Source organism: Serratia sp. KH_031 (assembly GCF_057839655.1).
In genome coordinates this window covers 3,118,958-3,136,693 of record NZ_CM174496.1, presented here as the reverse complement: position 1 = coordinate 3,136,693, position 17,736 = coordinate 3,118,958, and the positions used below count along the sequence as shown (strand labels likewise).

Below are 17,736 nucleotides of genomic sequence, written 5' to 3'. Positions count from 1 at the left end.
TACTCATTAATCAATATCATGTTTTTCGGAAAAATTGCTTTTCGTTTAGCATCTATTAATATACTGTATATAAATACAGTTAATTCAAAAGGGGGAAGAGTGTCTGATCTTCTTATGGAGTCATTGGCCTTGCAACGTATCGACCTGATTGCCCGAATGGTGTCGGCTAATCAGTGCAATGGGGATGACAAAGAACTGGCGATAGTCTGGATCGCTGAAATGACAACACAGTTGATGGTGAAACTGGATGAGCATGATGAATAAGAGCAGAATTCCTGCTTAAGCAGTACCAGTGATCTGAATGTGTTATGTAATTGAAGTGGTATCATAAAATACAGTATTCAATAAAAATTATATTTATATGCGAGGACATGTTTATGAATGGGATCTTTTATACAAATACTCAAACTAATCTTCCCAACTGGGTGCCCCTCCATGGTGAGCAAAAATTAGGTTATGCGTATGAAACGGCAACACATTTTGTTCATTTTTATGGGAGAAAACATGGTTTGAATGTAATTTCTGTTGGTTTGACTGCAATTGAAGCAAAAAGTGGTAGTTTGCCCGATTGGGTCACGCGTGTTTTTGGCGCTCAAAACATACAATCTCTTGCAAACCAAATAGGGCATTCGATAGAGGGTATCTGGAGACCATCTTTGTATGACCACCAAGATATCATTGATGCAATAAATATTGATCCTTTTGAACAACGTTCTGCGGAGCAAGCTCTACGTGTACTTATAGAAAAACTAGACGAATTATTACTCTATATAGAGCCTGATTCTAATGGGCTTAAAGCCTATGGACATAAAACCAGAGAGCTTTTAATTCTCGCGTGCACAGAAATTGAAAATCAATGGGTGTCATTATTTAAAAAAGCAAATATAGCGCCTCAGAATAGTAGAATGTACACCACGCAAGATTATATTAAGCTTTTGCCTAAAGCATGTCTGAATGAATTCGTAATTTCATATATTAATTACAGTGGGCTTCGAGAGTTTAAACCATTTCATTCGTGGTCAATTAGTCAGCCTACAAAATCATTAATTTGGTATGACGCATACAATAAAACAAAGCATGACAGAAATAATCATTTCGGAGAGTCGACTCTTGAGCATGTTTTAGATGCCATAGCTGCAAATATCGTTGTCTTCTGTGCTAAATATGGACCATTTAGCCTTTCTAAAGCAAATAACTCACTATCATCATTAGTAAATCAGCATTTTACCATACGTTTAGAAAATAGCGATCCAGCGACATATTATATACCTGAAATTAACCTTCCTAGTGGCACAAGAACTGATTTGTTCGTTTATGATTGTTACCGTGAGAAACACAATAAACCTTGGGTCATTAATCCATTGATTTTGTAAGTGCATCCATCATCAAGATTTTGAATTTGTGCATGGATCTGCATGACATCGAAAGGAGCTAGGTTGGCTAGAAACTCGTGACTGGTGTTGGCTTACGATGTCCATGCACCTGCATGAAAAACCATAGATCAAGCGGGCAGGCGAGGCGGGGCTATGATCGCGCGCTCAGGGGTGTAATAGCGTTTTTCTCCGCAAATTTCCAGCTTGCTGGCGTGCTATCGCAATATCATTAATGCAGGAGCACCAATAAGTAACAGGTGTGCGTGGTGAGGCTCTGTGGCGTTTAGATGGGATTCTAAAAGTTGTCAATCAGACGATTGATGGTTAGTCCAGTTTTAAGATCTACATCCCATTTTGTTTTTGAATGATCAGATACCATTATGGAAACAGTGGTTAATGGAGATTTACATGGCGTATCAGGTTGAGGCGGTTTGTCCTTGCTGTGGAACTATTGCAAGCGGTGATTTGAATAAAATTGAAGAGGTTTTCGGCTTTCGTACCGTGGATGGTGAGCGGTTGATCCCGCAATCGTATTGCCGAAATTGTCGGCGATTAAAGTGTTCACCTAATGATAAACACTGTGGTGCCTAAAGTTTTTCGATATTAAAGAAGCCGCATTCAGCGGCTTCATGTGTTTTATGATGTATACGGTACTGTCGCTATTAGCAGTTGGTAAAGAAAGTTAACGAATCACTATGCTGATGAAATGCGCTAGCGTTCGCGCATCCTTTGCAGGGCTGACCTGAATTTTTGGTTACTCTGATCGCTTTGTCATCCCATAATTCTGTCATTTTACTGTCTTTGATATTAGTGACGACCAGAGCGGGCAAGCCGTTATCTTTCAGCCAGCGCTCTACCTCTCGCTTGCCCTTTAATGTTTCTGCACGTGCAGTAAAAATCCGCACTTCTTTTTTATCTTTGCACCACGTTTTTACGCGTTTCACCATCGGTGCTACAGGTTTGCCAATGGCCGAGCCTTGTCCTGATTTGTATTGAGCCAGCGTACCGTCTAAGTCAACGCCTATCCATCCCATAACAACCTCCATAATCAGCTAGAAATCGACACCGACAAATTCCCATCCTCAACATCCAGCTTATAATCCTCAAATCGGATCACCTCTTCACCCACCCACGCATTCAGCTCCAACATCTGACGTTGCAGCGGCATCAACTCATTGCGCACAAACACCTTACTCGCCTTGCCGACATCCCCGAACCCGCCGGTGTTGTTAGGGATAATCCCCATCATCTGCGGCGGAACGCGGTGAGCGGCCAGCATGTCGTCGCGGCTGACGTTTTTGATATTTAGAAACTCATCCTTTGCCGCAACCTCTGACAGCGGGATGATCTGAATGCCGTCTTTCTTACCCGCCGGGGAGTACATAAACAGGTTACGGAAATTGCCGGGGCCTTTGGATTGTTTAAGTGCGGTGCGGATGTTGTCCACGTCGGACTGGTTCTGCGCTGGATCGCTCATGTACATGATAAAACCCGCATGACTGCCATTTAGGTAATACTTGCGGCGGAACAGCGTCGCGGACTCGTTGAGCAATGCCGACGGGATCGCCGCCAGATATTCCGGCAGGCCGTACAACTCTTGGTTTAAATCTGGCTCAAACAGGTGGAACACCGAACCGGTTTCGAACTGGTAAGGTTCGGTGTTGTAGCCGTACTGCGCGAACCAATAGGTATCTAAATCGATACCGCGCCGGGTAAATTTCGCCAGCGTTGGTTCTAACGCCAGTGTGCCGCCGAGCCTGTTAGTTCGTTTTTCCAGATAGGCATTGCCGAACACCAGATAATCCAGCGCAAAGCGGCTGAACGCCTGCTGACTTAACAGCGGGTGAGGGATAAACGTGCTGGTCAGAATATTGCGCTTCACGTAAATCGCTGAGCTGTGGTGTGTGGCGGCGCGGAACGTGCGCGCCAGTCCGTCCAGACTGATCGGCGGTTCATACCAGCGATCGACGCGGGAGCATTCCAGATAGTCCAGCAGTTCGCGGCGGTCCAGTACCGGCACCGGCTCACCAAAGGTAAACGCCTCGGCAGCGGGGCCTTGGTGTTGGGCGGTGATCACCGGCTGGGTTTTGGTTTTGTTCTTTTTACGCATGAATTAGAAAATCTCCACAATATTGGTGTTGGTGGCGGTGATGCCTTCGAGCGGTTCATGGTGCAAGGCGTGCATAGTGGCCCACGCCAGATCGGCGTGGCTGGCTTCTTCGCTGCGGCTGGCTTCATAGGTTGGGCGGTTGCCGCTGGCGGTCACAGACTTGCGGATCGCCATAAACGACTGGGCGATGTCGGTACATCCGGCGTCGAACTCCAGACGGCGGTGGCTGATCACGTCGTAGGCTTTCAGAACCAGTTCATTTTTCACGTTCGGGTTGTAGACAAACTCCCGCACGGCAGGGAAGAACGCCTTCACGTTTTCATACACCCCGTGACCGATGCCGGTGGAGTCGATACCGATGTAAGTCACGTTGTAGGTTTCTGTCAGTTGGCGGATGGATTCGGCCTGCGCGCGAAAATCCATACCGCGCCATTGGAAGCGCTCAAGAATGCGGAATTTGCCACCGGGAACTGGCGGCGGAGCGACGACGACACAACCGGCGCTGTCACCGTTGGCGGTGCCTTTGGCCGGGTCATAGCCAATCCACACCGGGTAATAGCCAAATGGGCGGATCGCCAGCGGCTGCACGTCGTCCCACACTTCCCAACTGTCCACCATGCAGGCTTGCAGGTCAGAAAGCGGGAACACTGACGCCAGATCGTCGATAAAGTCACACATCAACAGGTTCTGGTATTCCGGCGGGCTGTATTCCAGTCGCAACTGGTCGAGGTCGAACAGGTTACAGCCGCCGTTAACCGCATCTTCCACGGTGACGATCTGGCGATATTGGCCGTCCGGGCAAAGCACGCCACGCGCCAGATGGCTGTGTGTCAGGTCAATATCCACCCTGTCGGTTTTGGCACGTCCACGGTTATAGAGCGCACCGGACCAGAACGGGTAAGCGCTGTGGGTGAGGCTGGATGGAGTGGAAAAATAGGTCTGCCGCCACTTCTTGTGCAGTGCCATCCCGGACGCTACCTTGCGCAGCTCTTGGAATTTCGGTATCCAGAAATATTCATCCAGATACAGATTGCCGTGGTAACTCTGTGCGGTGCGGGCGTTGGTGCCAAGGAAGTACAGGCAAGCCCCGTTACCCAACGTCATCGGATCGCCTTTCAGCTCCACATCCACTTCGCGGGCAAACTCAATGATGTACTGCTTGAAGACGTGCGCCTGCGCCTTACTGGCCGACAGGAAAATTTGATTTCGTCCGGTGGTCAGTGCATCCATCAGTGCTTCACGGGCAAAATAGTAGGTCGCGCCGATCTGACGTGATTTCAGCAGGTTGCGGATGCGGTGCTGGGTGCCTGCGTTAAACCAAACCTTTTGATAATCGAATAGGTTATCGTGGAAAATCTGCTGGAGTTTTTCCAGTTGTTCATCACTGAACACGTTCTTTTCAGGCTGTTTGCGTTCACCATTGTTGCGGCTGCGGATCTTGGGGTTCAGATCGGCTTCATTACCGCCGTTGTTGAACTTGCCAATGCGTGCGTGCCGCTCGGCCTGTCGCGCCAGCAGGTCAATTTCCTTGAAGTCTTTCCCTTCCTTTTGCTCCTTCATGATGAGCTGGCAATAGCGTGAAGCGGTGGTCAGTTGCATCTGATCCAGTGGCCCGATGTCGGCCCACTTGTCACGTTTTTTCCAACTGTGTACGGTTGCAGGCTTCTCTCCCAGCATTTCAGCAATGCGGGCGATGCGTAACCCCTGAAAGTACAGGAACATAGCCTGACGGCGGGGATCGAGGTCGGGTGTGGCCGGTGTCGTAGTCATGCGGCCAGATTACCGACCTGCGCCCACTCTCACCGCTGCCGCCGATTGTGCCAATCGCCCCACAATGCCCCCGCGTTGTCTCTGTCCCCCCATCCCCGCAACCATAGTGGCTCACAACGTTCACCTGAATGGAGCCTGACAGATGGCAACGAAATCAAAGCGTTTTCGCGTCGGTGTGGAAGGGGCGACGACTGACGGTCGCAAAATCCAACGCGAATGGCTGACCCAAATGGCCGACAATTACGATCCCGACGTGTATGGCGCACGGGTTAACGTCGAGCACATCAAATCCTATTCCCCAGATGGTTCATTCGGTCGCTATGGCGACGTAATCGGACTGTTTGCCGAAGAAATCAAAGACGGCGCACTGGCGGGACGCATGGCGCTGTATGCCGAAATTGAACCGACGCCGGAGCTGGTCGCCCTCAACAAGAAAAGCCAGAAGGTTTACACCTCTATGGAGGTCGATCCGCAGTTTTCTGATCTGGGCTTTGCCTATCTGGTTGGTCTTGCCGTCACTGACGATCCCGCCAGTCTGGGCACCCAGCGTCTGAGCTTTAGCGCCAGCGGGGAAAGTACACTGGCGCAGCGCAAAGCTAATCCGCACAACCTGTTTACCGTCGCCGAAGAAACGGTGATCGAGTTCGAACAAAGTGAAGACCCCAAACCCACTCTATTCACCCGCGTGAAAGAGCTGTTTGCCAAAAAGCAGACCACGGACGACGCACGTTTTCACGATGTGCATCAGGCGGTAGAGCTGTGCGCCCAAGAGTCGCAGAACACGGCGGAGCAGGTCAGCACGCTGTCGGGTAAGGTCGCGAAAGTGGAGGCGTTGGAAGGCAAGCTGGCGGAATACGGCAAGCAACTGACCGACTTGACCACGCGCCTGAGCGGTGAAGACCGCAACACCAAAACCCGCCCGTTCTCCACCGGTGGCAGTCATGCCCCGTCTGAACAAACCAATTGCTAACGGAGCATTGCTTGCATGAAAAAGAATACCCGCTTTGCCTTTAACGCCTTTCTGACCCGATTGGCAGAACTTAACGATGTGGCCGTGGATGAGTTGTCCGCCAAGTTCACCGTAGAACCGACGGTCAACCAGACGTTGGAGGATGAAATTCAGCAATCCGCCGCATTCCTGACGCTGGTCAACGTGGTGCCGGTGCCGGAACAGTCCGGCCAGTTGCTGGGGCTGGGCGTTGGCACCACCATCGCCGGGACCACCAACACCACGGAAAAAGACCGCGAACCGACCGATCCGACGGCGTTCAGCGATGTGGAATACAAGTGTGAACAGACCAACTTCGATACCGCACTGACCTACGCCAAGTTGGATATGTGGGCCAAATTCCAAGATTTTCAGTTGCGTATCCGTAACGCCATCATCAAGCGTCAGGCACTGGACCGCATCATGATCGGTTTTAACGGTGAGAAGCGTGAGAAAACCTCTGACCGCGCCAAAAACGCACTGTTACAGGACGTGAACGTGGGCTGGTTGCAAAAAGTCCGCACTGATGCCAAGGCGCATGTGATGGATGGCATCACCGGCGAAGATGGCACGGTGAAGAAAGTCATCAAGGTGGGCAAGGGCGGCGACTATGACAACCTCGACGCGTTGGTGATGAACGCTGTGGACGAGTTGATCGACCCGGTTTATCAGGATGACGACGATCTGGTGGTGATTTGTGGCCGTGCTCTGCTGGCAGACAAATACTTCCCACTGGTCAACAAAGAGCAGGACAACAGCGAAAAGATGGCCGCTGACATGATCATCAGCCAGAAACGTATGGGCGGCTTGCAGGCGGTGCGTGCGCCTTACTTCCCACCGAATGCGTTGATGATCACCCGTTTGGATAACTTGTCCATCTACTGGCAGGAAGGCACTCGCCGTCGCTCGGTGATCGACAATCCAAAACGTGACCGCATCGAAAACCTTGAATCCGTCAACGAAGCCTATGTGGTGGAGGATTACCGCTGCGTGGCACTGATTGAGAACATCGAAGTGGGTGTGATTGAAGTGCCGAAGGCAGAGGATCCGGTGGTAAAGGCCATCCAGTCGTTGACCGAGACACTGAGTAGCCAAAAGCCCGCCGGTGATGCTGGTGTTGGGGCAGGTGCTTAATCATGTCGAGTCCTGCACGACGTCACATGATGCGCATTCAGGCTGAGGAGTCCGCCCAATTGGGCGGCTCCACGCTGCGCAACCTGTCCGGTTACAACCAGATGTTACTCAAACTGGAAGAAGACCAGCGCCGTCTCAAACGGGTGCAGTCCACGGTACGTAAAGCAGAACTCAAACGTGAGCTATTGCCGTATTACCAGCCGTGGGTGGCCGGGGCGTTATCGGCAGGGAAAGGGGCGCAGGACGATGTGCTGATGAACGTCATGATCTGGCGGGTAGATGCCGGGGACTTTGGCGGCGCGTTGGACATTGCCGAGTATGCCTTGCAGCACAATCTGGTGATGCCCAACCGCTACAACCGCCAGACGGCGTGTGCTGTGGCCGAAGAGATTGCCGACGCCACGCTGCAAGCCTATGCCGCCAAGCAGCCGGTAGAGGTCGAACTCATCCAGCGCACGTTGACTTTGACCGATCCCCACGACATGCCCGATCAGGTACGAGCCAAACTGCACAAAATTCTGGCCTATGGCCTGCGAGACAGCAATCAACCGGTGTTGGCCTATCACCATATCAGTCAGGCGTTTCAGTTCGATAAAAACTGCGGCGTGAAAAAGGATATGGAGCAACTGGAGCGGGCAGCCCGCCAAGCCAACAACGGATAACCGAACGTGCCCACGCGCGAGGCGGCACGGGATGGCGACAGGCAGTAGCCTCATCAAAATCCCGTCCACCGCCTACCCATTCAGAGGAAAAGAGCATGGATTTTGTTGCGCCAGAGCAGGCCGACGGCAAGGCGGGGATTATCGTCAATACCCCGTTCTGGCCGGATGTTGATCTGGACCATTACTGCATGGCGATGCGCACCGATGGCACCGTGGCGCCAGAACGGCTAAAAGAGGCGGCGCTATCTGCCATCAGCGAAACTAACGCTGAACTGGCGTTCTACAAAACGCAGCAGCAGCGACAGGGCTTCGACAATCTGGTGGATGTCCCGGCGGCAACCATCGGCGGATTTAGTGAGCTGACCTACTGGTATCGCCGCGCGGTTTACTGTCGCACCAAGGCCAATCTGACCGAGCGTTATCCCGACATCGATACTACCAAATCCGGCGGTAAGCGTGCGGAAGACATGGGATCTACCGTTGATGAGTTGTGGCGTGATGCCCAGTGGGCCATTCAGCGCCTGCAAGGGTTGGCGCATATCACGGTGGAGCTTATCTGATGCAGGTGCGCGCCATGCAATACGACACTGTAGATGCTTTGTGCTGGCGCTATTACGGGCGCACGCAGGGCATGACCGAAATCGTGCTGGCCGCTAATCCGGGGCTGGCAGAAGTCGGCCCTTATTTACCCCACGGGATGGAGATCGAACTGCCGGATGTGGTGTCCGTGCCGACGACACAGACCGTGCAACTATGGGACTGAACGATGGAAAAAATCACCACGTTTATTGCCTATTGTCTCGCCGTGTTTTTGGCATGGCTGGGCGGGTTGAGCGTGCAGGATGTGGCCTTTTTATCCGGCACGGTGCTGGGTTTTGGCACCTTCTTTGTCAATTGGTACTACCGGCGCAAGACGTTTTTGCTTTTCAAAGAGAAGACCGACGCACTGAGTCAGGAGGTTTATGAACAACTCAACCGTTAAACGCTGCGCCGTCGGTGCTGTGCTGGCTATGGTGGCATGGGTATCCGGTTCCCAGAACCTGAAAGTGTCGGACGAAGGTCTGCGCCTGATTGCCGATGCCGAAGGGTGTCGCTTGTCACCGTACCAATGCAGTGCCGGAGTTTGGACCAACGGTATTGGTCACACGGCGGGTGTGACATCCCAAACCACGATCACCTCGCGACAAGCAGCGGAAAATCTGGTGGCCGATGTTGCCCGCACGGAAAAGGCGATCGATCGCTGCATGGCGGTACCGATGCCTCAACCGGTGTATGACGCGGTGGTCAGTTTTGCTTTTAACGTCGGCACTGGGGCGGCGTGTCGCTCCACGCTGGCGAACTTTATCAACAGCCGGGACTGGCGGCACGCCTGTCAGCAGTTGTCGCGCTGGGTTTATGTCAACGGTATTAAAAATAAGGGGCTGGAGAACCGCCGCGCGCGGGAGCTGGCCCACTGTATGAAAGGAGTGACATCATGAAGAAATCAGCGGTTTTAGCTTGTGTTATCAATCTGTTTTTGGCGTTTTTACTGGTCTTTGGGGTGCTTAATCCTGACGGCAGCGTGATGAACGTGGCGGTGACGTGGGTTTGGATATTGATCCTGCTCGGTGTTTTCATTGGGCTGTCAACGTTCGGTAGTTTACTGCTGGCCCAGTCGCTACCCGACGAAAGTCAGCGCGTCACACTTGCGAAGCTGAAAGCGGCATTCAGCAAACCCCTTCCACCATTACAGCGCAAGGTTTCTCTGGCTGTGGCGGCAGTGGTCGTGGTGAGCCTGTCCTTTGCCGGGTGGATGGTGACGGCCTTGTGCTATGTCATCGCCATTGTATTGGTCAAGTTCGCCAAGGTTGTGGTGATGGAGTACACCAAACCATGCGTTGGCTAGTACCGATTGGCCTGGGGCTGCTGGCGTTGATGTTGTGGCGGCTGGATGTCGCCACGACCACGGTCACGTTGCAAAAACAGCAACTCACCCAACTGAGGCAGTCACTGGCCGACAAGAACGGCCAACTGACCGCCATCAATTTGATGGCCGAAGCGAATGACCGTTTTCAGGTGGGGTTGCAGCAAAACACCGACACCCTGAAAGCGGCGCTGGTGAGCCGAGACAAACAGATAAAAGGACTCATCCATGAAAATGTTGCACTTAAACGCTGGGCTGATACTCCTTTGCCTGCTGACATTATCCGGCTGCAACAGCGTCCCGCCCTCGTCGGTGCCGCCGCTTATCGCGCTTACCTGTCCGACGGTGACGCGCTGCCAACTGCCCGCTAGAGCGCCAAAGACCAACGGTGAATTGCGTGAGGATGGGGACGCCGCCGAGGCGGCATGGGCGCACTGCGCCGCCAAGGTGGATATGATTGTGGACTGTCAGGAACGAAACTATGAAAAAGCCCGACTCTTTACGGCAAGCGCTCAATAAGTCCGTGCCGTTTATCGCCAATAACCCGGAATGCCTGAATATCTTTATTGATAGCGGCAGCGTGGTATCCACACTGGCGGCATCGCTGTCGTTTGAGTATCGCTATACGCTCAATGTGATCGTGATGAACTTTGCCGGTGACCAGAACCTGCTGATGGCACCGATTTTGGCATGGTTGCACGAACATCAGCCGGATGTGTTGGCGAATGACGAGCTGCGGGAAAGCGGTTTTACCTTTGAGGCGGATATTCTTAACAACACCACCAGTGACATCAGCATCGATCTCAAGCTGACCGAACGGGTAGTGGTGAAAGAGGTGAGCGGCAAGATGGTGGTGGAAGCAGTCAGCGAACCGAAACCCGCCGATCCTGACGAATGGGGCTGGGCATGAATGACAGTGATTTTATTCAGTTGGAAGACTGGATGGTGGGACTGTTGGAGAAATTCACCCCAGCCCAACGTCGTAAGCTGACCCACCAATGGGCGCGCTCGCTGCGTCAATCCCAGCAAAAGCGCATCCAACAACAGCAGAATCCCGATGGTTCAACCTACGAGGCACGCAAGCCACAAAAGCGCGATAAGAAAGGGCGCGTTAGCCGCAAGATGTTTACCAAACTGCGCACCGCGCGTTACCTCAAGACCAAAGCCACACCGGATAGGGCGGAGGTGTATTTTAGCAATGGTCGTATTGAGCGGATCGCCGCTACTCACCAGTACGGCCTGCGCGAAAAACTGGGAAAGCGCGGGCCGGTGGTGAGGTATCCACAACGTCAATTGATTGGATTGACTAGCGCGGATGTGGAGTTGATCGGGGATAACATGATTGAGCATCTTTCAGATAAACAATAAAGATGATTTAATTTTGCAGCCTTTCATTATATTTATCTATGTATGATTTCATCTCGGAAAATTGTTTCTTGAATGGAGGTTTTGTTAGAAAGAAGAAAATCATAAGGACAATTAAAGTGACGTTAATAAAAGGGAATCCAACGCTTACTCCTGCCTTAATGAAAACAGCAGCGTTTATACTAAGTAAAATGAGTGTGACGAAAGGAATAACAATCCAAGCGTGAACTGCGTTTGTGATTTTATATTGTCTTTCATTAACTAGTATTTCTTTTGGGGTCATACTAATAAAAGGGGTGAATGGTTTGAAGTAACGAGCAGGTAAATCATTTTCAAGTATAATCGTAACTAAAGGCTTTCTGAGGCTATAGTAAGATACGCCCGTGATTTCATAGTTATAAATGGCGTTAAGTTCTATCTTGGCCAACTTCTTAGTATGAATACAGGCTCCGTTGTCACTGGTGATTTCTTTGAGCTTCCTTTTCTTTAAACTGTATAAATCTCTGGTGTAAGAAATAATGTCATTGAAGTTTTTGATTATAAATATAATAAGTAGAAGTAAAATGATTGAAGAAATTCCTATCCCACTTTTTACCATATTCAATAGCTCTAGTGTTTCCTTCATGATGTAGCTCCATTCGTTGCTGACTTCGTATTGATGTTAGGGGCGGTTTTTGTGTGAATACCTACACAATGCAGCCCTGTGTAATATACCTCCCCATCATGGGAAATTTAACCCATGAACACTCAACTCACCGAATTCCTGCGCCTGCTGCGCAACCTTATCCGTGTCGGCGTCATTACTGATGTCGATGCAGATAAATGGCTGTGCCGTGTGGCAACCGGAAAAAATCAAACAGACTGGATCCCGTGGCTGACGCTGCGGGCGGGAACGGCGCGCACGTGGTGGAAACCTTCTGTGGGGGAGCAGGTATTACTGCTTGCCATCGGCGGGGAACTGACCACCGCTTTTGCACTGCCGGCGATTTATTCCAACGATAATCCACCGCCGTCAGATTCTGACGAAGCGTTGGTGATCCTCTTCCCCGATGGGGCGCGTTTTGAGTACGAGCCTGAAACCAGTCACCTTGCGATCGCCGGGATTAAAAGCCTGACGATTAACGCGGCGGACAGCATGTCGCTGGCCACTAAAAAACTTTCCATCAACGCCGGTGACACCGTGATTCAAGGCAATGTCACCCAGACCGGTGGGGCGATGTCGTCCAACGGGGTGGTGGTGAATGGGCATGTGCATACCGGCGTACAGAGCGGTGGCAGCAAAACCGGAGGGCCAGAGTGAAATATTTAGGCATGAACCAAATCACCGGCGCACGTATTACCGAGTTGGAACATGTGCGCCAATCGGTACGGGATATTTTGCTAACGCCGGTGGGTTCCCGCATTGTGCGGCGTGAATACGGTTCGCTGTTGCCGGAGCTAATCGACTGGCCGCAGAACGATGCAGTCAGGTTGCAGGTGATGGCTGCCAGTTACAGCGCCATTAGCCGCTGGGAGCCGCGTATTCGTTTGCAGTCGATTCACATCAAATCAGATATCAACGGTGTCATGACCGTGGATCTATCCGGCGTGCGCACCGATGGCCGCGCCGCCAGTTTGTCTATTCCACTGGGAGGGAATGCCTAATGCCGTCTGTTGATTTATCGCAGTTGCCGGTCCCGGATGTGGTGGAAGTCCCCGACTTCGAAACCCTGCTGGCTGAGCGTAAAGCCCACCTGATTTCGTTGTATCCACCGGAAGAACAAGCAGCAGTGGCACGCACGTTGGCGTTGGAATCTGAACCGGTGGTCAAGCTGCTGCAAGAGAATGCCTATCGTGAGTTGCTATTGCGCCAGCGAGTTAATGAAGCGGCGCAGGCGGTCATGGTGGCTTATGCCTTGGGCAGCGATTTGGATCAGTTGGCTGCCAATAACGACGTGACCCGTTTGGTGGTGACGCCGGGGAATACGGACGCCGTGCCACCGATTGACGCGGTGATGGAAGCAGACGCTGACTTGCGCGCTCGTATCCCGGCGGCGTTCGAAGGTTTATCGGTGGCGGGACCTACGGCAGCCTATGAGTTTCATGCTATCAGTGCCGACGGGCGGGTGGCAGATGCGACGGCCATCAGTCCATCACCAGCCCAAGTTACCGTCACCGTGTTGGCACGTGCCGGGAACGGGCAAGCAGACGCGGCTTTATTGGCTAAGGTGAACACTGCGCTAAATGATGAGAATGTGCGCCCGGTAGCCGATCGCGTCACGGTGCAGTCTGCGCAGATTGTTTCTTATCGTATCAATGCGGTGCTGTACGTCTATCCGGGGCCAGAAGCAGAGCCGATTCTGGCCGCCGCCCAAACCCGTTTACAAGCCTACATCAGTGCCCAGCGCCGTTTGGGGCGTGATATTCGTTTATCAGCCTTGTTTGCTGCGCTGCATGTGGAAGGCGTGCAACGTGTGGAACTGCTCGAACCCGTTAAAGATGTGGTACTGGATAAAACGCAGGCCGCTTATTGCACTGACTGGACGGTGACGTTAGGGGGCGCGGATGAGTGATCCGAGCCTGCTGCCGTCCGGTTCGTCTGCGCTGGAAAGGCGACTGGCGCAGACCTGTAAGGGGATCGGGGATTTGCAGGTACCACTGCGCGACTTGTGGAACCCAGAAACCTGCCCGGTCAGGTTTTTGCCTTATCTGGCGTGGGCTAGATCGGTTGACCGCTGGGATGAACGCTGGCCGGAGGCGGTCAAGCGGAAGGTGGTGCGCGATGCGTTCTATATCCACAAACGCAAGGGCACCATCAGCGCCATTCGTCGGGTGGTGGAGCCGCTCGGCTTTCTCATCCGCGTGGTGGAATGGTGGAAAACCAACGAGGTGGCGGGCACGTTCCGGTTGGACATCGGCGTGCAGGAAACCGGCATCACCGAAGAGACTTATCAAGAGCTGGAGCGACTGATTGCGGATGCGAAGCCGTGCAGCCGTCATTTGGTCGGCATGTCCATCAATTTGCAGGTGCAAGGTTCGGCGACCGTCGGCGCGGCCTGCTATCTGGGCGATACCCTGACCGTTTATCCCTATTTACCCGAAAGCATTAGCGTTGGCGGTGACATCTACACCGGCAGCGCCGTGCATCTGATTGACTCGCTGGAGATTTGTTATGGCAGCTAAATATTTTGCCCTGTTGACCCATTTGGGCGCGGCCAAGCTGGCGAACGCCACCGCGCTCGGAACTCAGTTGGAAATTACCCAGATGGCCGTTGGTGATGGTGGCGGTGCCTTACCTATTCCCGACCCGGCGCAGGTAGCGCTGAAAGGAGAAAAGCGCCGCGCGGCGATTAATCTGCTGACGGTTGACCCGCTCAACACCAATCAGATTATCAACGAACAGGTGATCCCCGAAAACGAGGGCGGTTGGTGGATTCGGGAGATTGGCTTGTTTGATAAAGACGGTGCGTTAATCGCTATTGCCAACTGCCCTGAGACCTATAAACCGCTGTTGCAGGAAGGCAGCGGACGCACCCAGACCATTCGTGTGATCCTGATTGTCAGCAGCACCGAGTCGGTATCGCTGAAAATCGATCCATCGGTGGTGCTGGCGACCCGTAAGTATGTGGACGACGCGGTGATTGAGGTTCGCCAGTATGCCGATAAGTTACTGGTAGACCATGTAAAAGCAGCCGATCCGCATACTCAGTATGCGCCTAAAAAGTCACCCATTTTCACCGGCACACCTAAAGCACCCACACCGGCACCAACGGACAATTCCACGTTGATTGCGACCACCGAATTTGTGAAAGCCTTGATTGCCGCCTATGCGCCGCTGGCGAGTCCCAACCTGAGTGGGAAACCCACTGCGCCAACACCGATTGCGGCGGACAATTCCACGCAGATTGCGACCACGGCGTTTGTGAAAGCGCTGGTTGCTGCCTATGCGCCGTTGGCTAATCCTGTCTTGACGGGGAAACCCACGGCACCCACACCGGTGCAGACAGATAATTCCACGCAGATTGCGACCACGGCCTTTGTGAAAGCGCTGGTTACTGCCTATGCGCCATTGGCAAATCCAGTCCTGACGGGGAAACCAACCGCGCCAACGGCGGCGCAGACCGTGAATGATACGCAGATCGCCACTACGGCTTTTGTGCGTGCTGCCATTAACGGCCTGATTTCTGCCGCGCCCGGTGCGTTAGATACTCTGAAAGAATTGGCGAATGCGCTCGGCAACGATCCCAACTTTGCCACCACCATCACCAATGCGTTAGCCAATAAGCAGCCGCTCAACGCCACGCTGACCAATTTAAGCGGCAAAGATGTTGCCGGGTTGCACGCTTATCTTGGTCTAAAAGAAGCGGCAAAACGCGCAGTAGGAGCGGGCAATGGTCAAATCCCTGATATTGGTTTTTTTGGCTCGAATCTGGGTTCGGGCTACAAGCGGATTGCCGACGCATCCAGCCCGACGGGCTATGTCATCTGGCAGTGGGGATCTATCGCATCATCGGCGAGTGATGTGACGACGCGTTTTCCTGTGCCTTATCCTAACCGCTGTTTGCGCGTGTTTGCTGCACAAGACTATACCGCAGGGAGCGGGGCTATTGGGTATATCGCTTGCGCGGGGTACACGTCTTCAAAGACGGAATTTGTTTCACGATCCAGCTCGTCGGGGTTGGGTGCTTCTTTCTTTTCTATGGGATATTGATATGGACAACATCACCTATATTTGGTCTGCGTCCGACCTGTGTTTTTTCCCCTCAGATATGGCGGGTGACTATCAGCAGGCGGGCTGGGATTTAACCTGTGGGATCGATGTGAGCAGTGAAACCTTTATGGCGTTTTCCGTTCCCCCGGAAGGTAAGCTACTGGGAGCAGGGCCGGATAATATGCCGTGTTGGATGGATATTCCCCCGCCGGACAGGGAGGAGAGGATTGCTGAAGCGGTGTTGAAACAACAACGACTGATGGTTGAATGCAATGAGGTGATTAATTCGCAGCAGTGGCCGTCGAAATTGGCGCTAGGTCGACTGTCTGAGGCTGAAAAAGTGCAATTTAATGCCTGTTTAGATTATTTAGACGCGCTGTCTGCGGTGGATACCGGCAGCGAGTCGAATATTGATTGGCCGACGCTACCAGAAGATTTACCCCTGCGCTGATCGTGCGTGAGGTGGGTATTGTGTCAGGTTCGGCACAATGCCCACCGCATGATTCTTTTTTCTCCCTCTTTCACCATAGCGGAACACCTGAACAGGAGATCCGCTACATGGCAGACGATTACCACCACGGCGTGCGCGTCCAAGAAATTAACGACGGCACGCGCACCATCACCACCGTTAGCACGGCCATCATTGGGATGGTTTGCACCGCTGACGATGCGGATAACACCGCATTCCCCTTAAATAAACCGATCCTCATTACCGACGTCTTGACCGCTATTGGCAAAGCGGGCACCACCGGCACCTTGGCGCAATCACTGGATGCGATTGCTGACCAGTGCAAGCCTGTTGTGGTGGTAGTGCGTGTTGAGCAGGGCGATACCGAGGCAGAGACCACCACTAATATTGTGGGTGGTGTTACCGCTGAGGGTAAGAAAACCGGCATGAAAGCGTTACTGGCCGCGCAGGCGCAACTGGGCGTTAAGCCGCGCATTCTTGGCGTGCCGGGGCATGATACGCAGGCTGTAGCCTCTGAACTGGCCGCGATTGCCCAGCAACTGCGCGCTTTTGCCTATGTCAGTGCCTACGGTTGTAGGACTACCGAAGAAGTGATCGCCTATCGCGAGAATTTCAGCCAGCGCGAACTGATGTTGATCTGGCCTGATTTTATCAGTTGGGACACCGTGACCAATGCCGATGCTACTGCATTCGCCACTGCGCGGGCGCTGGGACTGCGCGCCAAAATTGACCAAGAGACCGGTTGGCATAAATCCCTATCCAACGTTGGTGTGAATGGTGTCACCGGTTTGTCTGCTGATGTGTTCTGGGACTTACAAGACTCCGCAACCGATGCCGGTTTATTGAATAAAAACGCCATTACCACGTTGATCCGCAAAGACGGCTTTCGTTTTTGGGGTTCCCGTTGCTGCTCGGACGATCCGCTGTTTGCCTTTGAGTGTTACACCCGCACCGCGCAGGTGTTGGCTGACACGATGGCCGAGGCACATATGTGGGCCATCGACAAGTCGTTAACGCCATCACTAGTGCGCGATCTGATCGAAGGTATCAACGCCAAGTTGCGTGAAATGGTGTCCGGTGGCTATCTGCTCGGCGGTCGCTGCTGGCTGGATGATAAAGCCAACACTAAAGACACCTTGAAGGCGGGCAAGCTGTTGCTGGACTACGACTACACTCCCGTCCCGCCGCTGGAAAACCTGATGTTACGCCAGCGAATCACTGACTCGTACCTGATGGATTTTGCATCTCAGGTTAAGGGCTAAGAGGAACAAC

General features: G+C 52.7%; 25 protein-coding genes. 21 read left to right on the top strand and 4 right to left on the bottom strand.

The genetic code is table 11. The annotated features are described in order from the left end of the window. Positions 1-99: 99 nt before the first annotated feature. Positions 100-264, top strand: coding sequence for a hypothetical protein (locus tag AC3ISQ_RS14165; RefSeq protein ID WP_489347462.1), 165 nt, complete (start codon positions 100-102; stop codon positions 262-264). A gap of 113 nt (positions 265-377) precedes the next feature. Next, on the top strand, positions 378-1,373 hold the full coding sequence (locus AC3ISQ_RS14160; protein ID WP_489347460.1) for a hypothetical protein: 996 nt from the start codon (positions 378-380) through the stop codon (positions 1,371-1,373). Between the two features lie 662 nt (positions 1,374-2,035). Here the strand turns inward: AC3ISQ_RS14160 and AC3ISQ_RS14155 are convergent. Genes AC3ISQ_RS14155 through AC3ISQ_RS14145 form a run of 3 tightly spaced genes read right to left on the bottom strand, consistent with a single transcriptional unit; the run spans position 2,036 to position 5,253 of the window. Continuing rightward, the gene (locus tag AC3ISQ_RS14155) at positions 2,036-2,407 is read right to left on the bottom strand and encodes a hypothetical protein (RefSeq protein ID WP_489347459.1); all 372 of its coding nucleotides are present in this window, start codon (positions 2,405-2,407) and stop codon (positions 2,036-2,038) included. A 14-nt stretch (positions 2,408-2,421) separates the two neighbouring features. Next, complete coding sequence (locus AC3ISQ_RS14150) at positions 2,422-3,483, bottom strand: phage portal protein (RefSeq protein WP_489347457.1); 1,062 nt, start codon at positions 3,481-3,483, stop codon at positions 2,422-2,424. A 3-nt stretch (positions 3,484-3,486) separates the two neighbouring features. After that, a complete protein-coding gene (locus tag AC3ISQ_RS14145; RefSeq protein ID WP_489347455.1) occupies positions 3,487-5,253 on the bottom strand; it encodes a terminase ATPase subunit family protein in 1,767 nt (588 codons plus the stop codon). A 142-nt stretch (positions 5,254-5,395) separates the two neighbouring features. Between AC3ISQ_RS14145 and AC3ISQ_RS14140 the strand changes: the two genes are divergently transcribed. The 12 genes from AC3ISQ_RS14140 (at position 5,396) to AC3ISQ_RS14085 (ending at position 11,308) form a co-directional block, all read left to right on the top strand. Next, positions 5,396-6,223, top strand: a complete 828-nt coding sequence (locus tag AC3ISQ_RS14140; RefSeq protein WP_489347453.1) for a GPO family capsid scaffolding protein — start codon at positions 5,396-5,398, stop codon at positions 6,221-6,223. 15 nt (positions 6,224-6,238) lie between these two features. Continuing rightward, complete coding sequence (locus tag AC3ISQ_RS14135) at positions 6,239-7,375, top strand: phage major capsid protein, P2 family (protein ID WP_489347451.1); 1,137 nt, start codon at positions 6,239-6,241, stop codon at positions 7,373-7,375. A 2-nt stretch (positions 7,376-7,377) separates the two neighbouring features. Continuing rightward, a complete protein-coding gene (locus tag AC3ISQ_RS14130; protein ID WP_489347449.1) occupies positions 7,378-8,037 on the top strand; it encodes a phage terminase small subunit in 660 nt (219 codons plus the stop codon). Between the two features lie 95 nt (positions 8,038-8,132). After that, the gene (locus AC3ISQ_RS14125) at positions 8,133-8,597 is read left to right on the top strand and encodes a head completion/stabilization protein (RefSeq protein ID WP_489347447.1); all 465 of its coding nucleotides are present in this window, start codon (positions 8,133-8,135) and stop codon (positions 8,595-8,597) included. After that, entirely contained in the window at positions 8,597-8,800 is a 204-nt protein-coding gene (locus tag AC3ISQ_RS14120; protein ID WP_489347445.1) for a tail protein X, read from the top strand. The genes AC3ISQ_RS14125 and AC3ISQ_RS14120 overlap by 1 nt, the downstream gene beginning before the upstream one ends. A gap of 3 nt (positions 8,801-8,803) precedes the next feature. After that, positions 8,804-9,019: an HP1 family phage holin gene (locus tag AC3ISQ_RS14115; protein ID WP_489347443.1), complete on the top strand. Its 216-nt coding sequence runs from the start codon at positions 8,804-8,806 to the stop codon at positions 9,017-9,019. Beyond that, positions 9,000-9,515 carry a lysozyme gene (locus AC3ISQ_RS14110; protein WP_489347442.1) on the top strand — a complete coding sequence of 172 codons (516 nt, stop codon included), beginning with the start codon at positions 9,000-9,002 and terminating at the stop codon, positions 9,513-9,515. The genes AC3ISQ_RS14115 and AC3ISQ_RS14110 overlap by 20 nt, the downstream gene beginning before the upstream one ends. Further along, positions 9,512-9,922: a DNZ54_00345 family protein gene (locus AC3ISQ_RS14105; RefSeq protein ID WP_489347440.1), complete on the top strand. Its 411-nt coding sequence runs from the start codon at positions 9,512-9,514 to the stop codon at positions 9,920-9,922. Before AC3ISQ_RS14110 ends, AC3ISQ_RS14105 begins: the two co-directional genes overlap by 4 nt. Then, positions 9,910-10,311 carry an Rz-like lysis system protein LysB gene (lysB, locus tag AC3ISQ_RS14100; protein WP_489347438.1) on the top strand — a complete coding sequence of 134 codons (402 nt, stop codon included), beginning with the start codon at positions 9,910-9,912 and terminating at the stop codon, positions 10,309-10,311. The genes AC3ISQ_RS14105 and lysB overlap by 13 nt, the downstream gene beginning before the upstream one ends. Next, the gene (gene lysC, locus AC3ISQ_RS14095) at positions 10,196-10,459 is read left to right on the top strand and encodes an Rz1-like lysis system protein LysC (protein WP_489353297.1); all 264 of its coding nucleotides are present in this window, start codon (positions 10,196-10,198) and stop codon (positions 10,457-10,459) included. Before lysB ends, lysC begins: the two co-directional genes overlap by 116 nt. Beyond that, positions 10,422-10,850, top strand: a complete 429-nt coding sequence (locus AC3ISQ_RS14090; RefSeq protein ID WP_489347436.1) for a phage tail protein — start codon at positions 10,422-10,424, stop codon at positions 10,848-10,850. Before lysC ends, AC3ISQ_RS14090 begins: the two co-directional genes overlap by 38 nt. Further along, positions 10,847-11,308, top strand: a complete 462-nt coding sequence (locus AC3ISQ_RS14085; RefSeq protein WP_489347435.1) for a phage virion morphogenesis protein — start codon at positions 10,847-10,849, stop codon at positions 11,306-11,308. The genes AC3ISQ_RS14090 and AC3ISQ_RS14085 overlap by 4 nt, the downstream gene beginning before the upstream one ends. Before the next feature lie 7 nt (positions 11,309-11,315). Here the strand turns inward: AC3ISQ_RS14085 and AC3ISQ_RS14080 are convergent, their stop codons facing one another. Beyond that, the gene (locus AC3ISQ_RS14080; RefSeq protein WP_489347433.1) at positions 11,316-11,930 is read right to left on the bottom strand and encodes a hypothetical protein; all 615 of its coding nucleotides are present in this window, start codon (positions 11,928-11,930) and stop codon (positions 11,316-11,318) included. A gap of 114 nt (positions 11,931-12,044) precedes the next feature. On the opposite strand from AC3ISQ_RS14080, the gene AC3ISQ_RS14075 reads away from it, so the two are divergent. The 7 genes from AC3ISQ_RS14075 to AC3ISQ_RS14045 all read left to right on the top strand — a co-directional run bounded on the left by AC3ISQ_RS14075 (position 12,045) and on the right by AC3ISQ_RS14045 (position 17,726). Continuing rightward, on the top strand, positions 12,045-12,605 hold the full coding sequence (locus tag AC3ISQ_RS14075) for a phage baseplate assembly protein V (protein ID WP_489347431.1): 561 nt from the start codon (positions 12,045-12,047) through the stop codon (positions 12,603-12,605). Beyond that, positions 12,602-12,949, top strand: a complete 348-nt coding sequence (locus AC3ISQ_RS14070; protein WP_489347429.1) for a GPW/gp25 family protein — start codon at positions 12,602-12,604, stop codon at positions 12,947-12,949. The genes AC3ISQ_RS14075 and AC3ISQ_RS14070 overlap by 4 nt, the downstream gene beginning before the upstream one ends. Continuing rightward, positions 12,949-13,857 (top strand): baseplate assembly protein, encoded by a 909-nt coding sequence (locus AC3ISQ_RS14065; protein WP_489347428.1) that lies wholly within the window; start codon positions 12,949-12,951, stop codon positions 13,855-13,857. Before AC3ISQ_RS14070 ends, AC3ISQ_RS14065 begins: the two co-directional genes overlap by 1 nt. Further along, positions 13,850-14,467, top strand: coding sequence for a phage tail protein I (locus tag AC3ISQ_RS14060; RefSeq protein ID WP_489347426.1), 618 nt, complete (start codon positions 13,850-13,852; stop codon positions 14,465-14,467). Before AC3ISQ_RS14065 ends, AC3ISQ_RS14060 begins: the two co-directional genes overlap by 8 nt. Further along, positions 14,457-15,995, top strand: coding sequence for a phage tail protein (locus AC3ISQ_RS14055; protein WP_489347424.1), 1,539 nt, complete (start codon positions 14,457-14,459; stop codon positions 15,993-15,995). Before AC3ISQ_RS14060 ends, AC3ISQ_RS14055 begins: the two co-directional genes overlap by 11 nt. A 1-nt stretch (position 15,996) precedes the next feature. Then, positions 15,997-16,446, top strand: coding sequence for a tail fiber assembly protein (locus tag AC3ISQ_RS14050; RefSeq protein ID WP_489347422.1), 450 nt, complete (start codon positions 15,997-15,999; stop codon positions 16,444-16,446). A 107-nt stretch (positions 16,447-16,553) separates the two neighbouring features. Beyond that, positions 16,554-17,726 carry a phage tail sheath protein gene (locus AC3ISQ_RS14045; protein WP_489347420.1) on the top strand — a complete coding sequence of 391 codons (1,173 nt, stop codon included), beginning with the start codon at positions 16,554-16,556 and terminating at the stop codon, positions 17,724-17,726. Positions 17,727-17,736: the final 10 nt, after the last annotated feature.

Excerpts from the sequence above, each read along its gene's own strand:
- AC3ISQ_RS14160 (WP_489347460.1), top strand. The coding sequence starts at position 378 with ATGAATGGGATCTTTTATACAAATACTCAAACTAATCTTCCCAACTGG.
- AC3ISQ_RS14155 (WP_489347459.1), bottom strand. The coding sequence starts at position 2,407 with ATGGGATGGATAGGCGTTGACTTAGACGGTACGCTGGCTCAATACAAA.
- AC3ISQ_RS14150 (WP_489347457.1), bottom strand. The coding sequence starts at position 3,483 with ATGCGTAAAAAGAACAAAACCAAAACCCAGCCGGTGATCACCGCCCAA.
- AC3ISQ_RS14145 (WP_489347455.1), bottom strand. The coding sequence starts at position 5,253 with ATGACTACGACACCGGCCACACCCGACCTCGATCCCCGCCGTCAGGCT.
- AC3ISQ_RS14140 (WP_489347453.1), top strand. The coding sequence starts at position 5,396 with ATGGCAACGAAATCAAAGCGTTTTCGCGTCGGTGTGGAAGGGGCGACG.
- AC3ISQ_RS14135 (WP_489347451.1), top strand. The coding sequence starts at position 6,239 with ATGAAAAAGAATACCCGCTTTGCCTTTAACGCCTTTCTGACCCGATTG.
- AC3ISQ_RS14130 (WP_489347449.1), top strand. The coding sequence starts at position 7,378 with ATGTCGAGTCCTGCACGACGTCACATGATGCGCATTCAGGCTGAGGAG.
- AC3ISQ_RS14125 (WP_489347447.1), top strand. The coding sequence starts at position 8,133 with ATGGATTTTGTTGCGCCAGAGCAGGCCGACGGCAAGGCGGGGATTATC.
- AC3ISQ_RS14120 (WP_489347445.1), top strand. The coding sequence starts at position 8,597 with ATGCAGGTGCGCGCCATGCAATACGACACTGTAGATGCTTTGTGCTGG.
- AC3ISQ_RS14115 (WP_489347443.1), top strand. The coding sequence starts at position 8,804 with ATGGAAAAAATCACCACGTTTATTGCCTATTGTCTCGCCGTGTTTTTG.
- AC3ISQ_RS14110 (WP_489347442.1), top strand. The coding sequence starts at position 9,000 with ATGAACAACTCAACCGTTAAACGCTGCGCCGTCGGTGCTGTGCTGGCT.
- AC3ISQ_RS14105 (WP_489347440.1), top strand. The coding sequence starts at position 9,512 with ATGAAGAAATCAGCGGTTTTAGCTTGTGTTATCAATCTGTTTTTGGCG.
- lysB (WP_489347438.1), top strand. The coding sequence starts at position 9,910 with ATGCGTTGGCTAGTACCGATTGGCCTGGGGCTGCTGGCGTTGATGTTG.
- AC3ISQ_RS14090 (WP_489347436.1), top strand. The coding sequence starts at position 10,422 with ATGAAAAAGCCCGACTCTTTACGGCAAGCGCTCAATAAGTCCGTGCCG.
- AC3ISQ_RS14085 (WP_489347435.1), top strand. The coding sequence starts at position 10,847 with ATGAATGACAGTGATTTTATTCAGTTGGAAGACTGGATGGTGGGACTG.
- AC3ISQ_RS14080 (WP_489347433.1), bottom strand. The coding sequence starts at position 11,930 with ATGAAGGAAACACTAGAGCTATTGAATATGGTAAAAAGTGGGATAGGA.
- AC3ISQ_RS14075 (WP_489347431.1), top strand. The coding sequence starts at position 12,045 with ATGAACACTCAACTCACCGAATTCCTGCGCCTGCTGCGCAACCTTATC.
- AC3ISQ_RS14065 (WP_489347428.1), top strand. The coding sequence starts at position 12,949 with ATGCCGTCTGTTGATTTATCGCAGTTGCCGGTCCCGGATGTGGTGGAA.
- AC3ISQ_RS14060 (WP_489347426.1), top strand. The coding sequence starts at position 13,850 with ATGAGTGATCCGAGCCTGCTGCCGTCCGGTTCGTCTGCGCTGGAAAGG.
- AC3ISQ_RS14055 (WP_489347424.1), top strand. The coding sequence starts at position 14,457 with ATGGCAGCTAAATATTTTGCCCTGTTGACCCATTTGGGCGCGGCCAAG.
- AC3ISQ_RS14050 (WP_489347422.1), top strand. The coding sequence starts at position 15,997 with ATGGACAACATCACCTATATTTGGTCTGCGTCCGACCTGTGTTTTTTC.
- AC3ISQ_RS14045 (WP_489347420.1), top strand. The coding sequence starts at position 16,554 with ATGGCAGACGATTACCACCACGGCGTGCGCGTCCAAGAAATTAACGAC.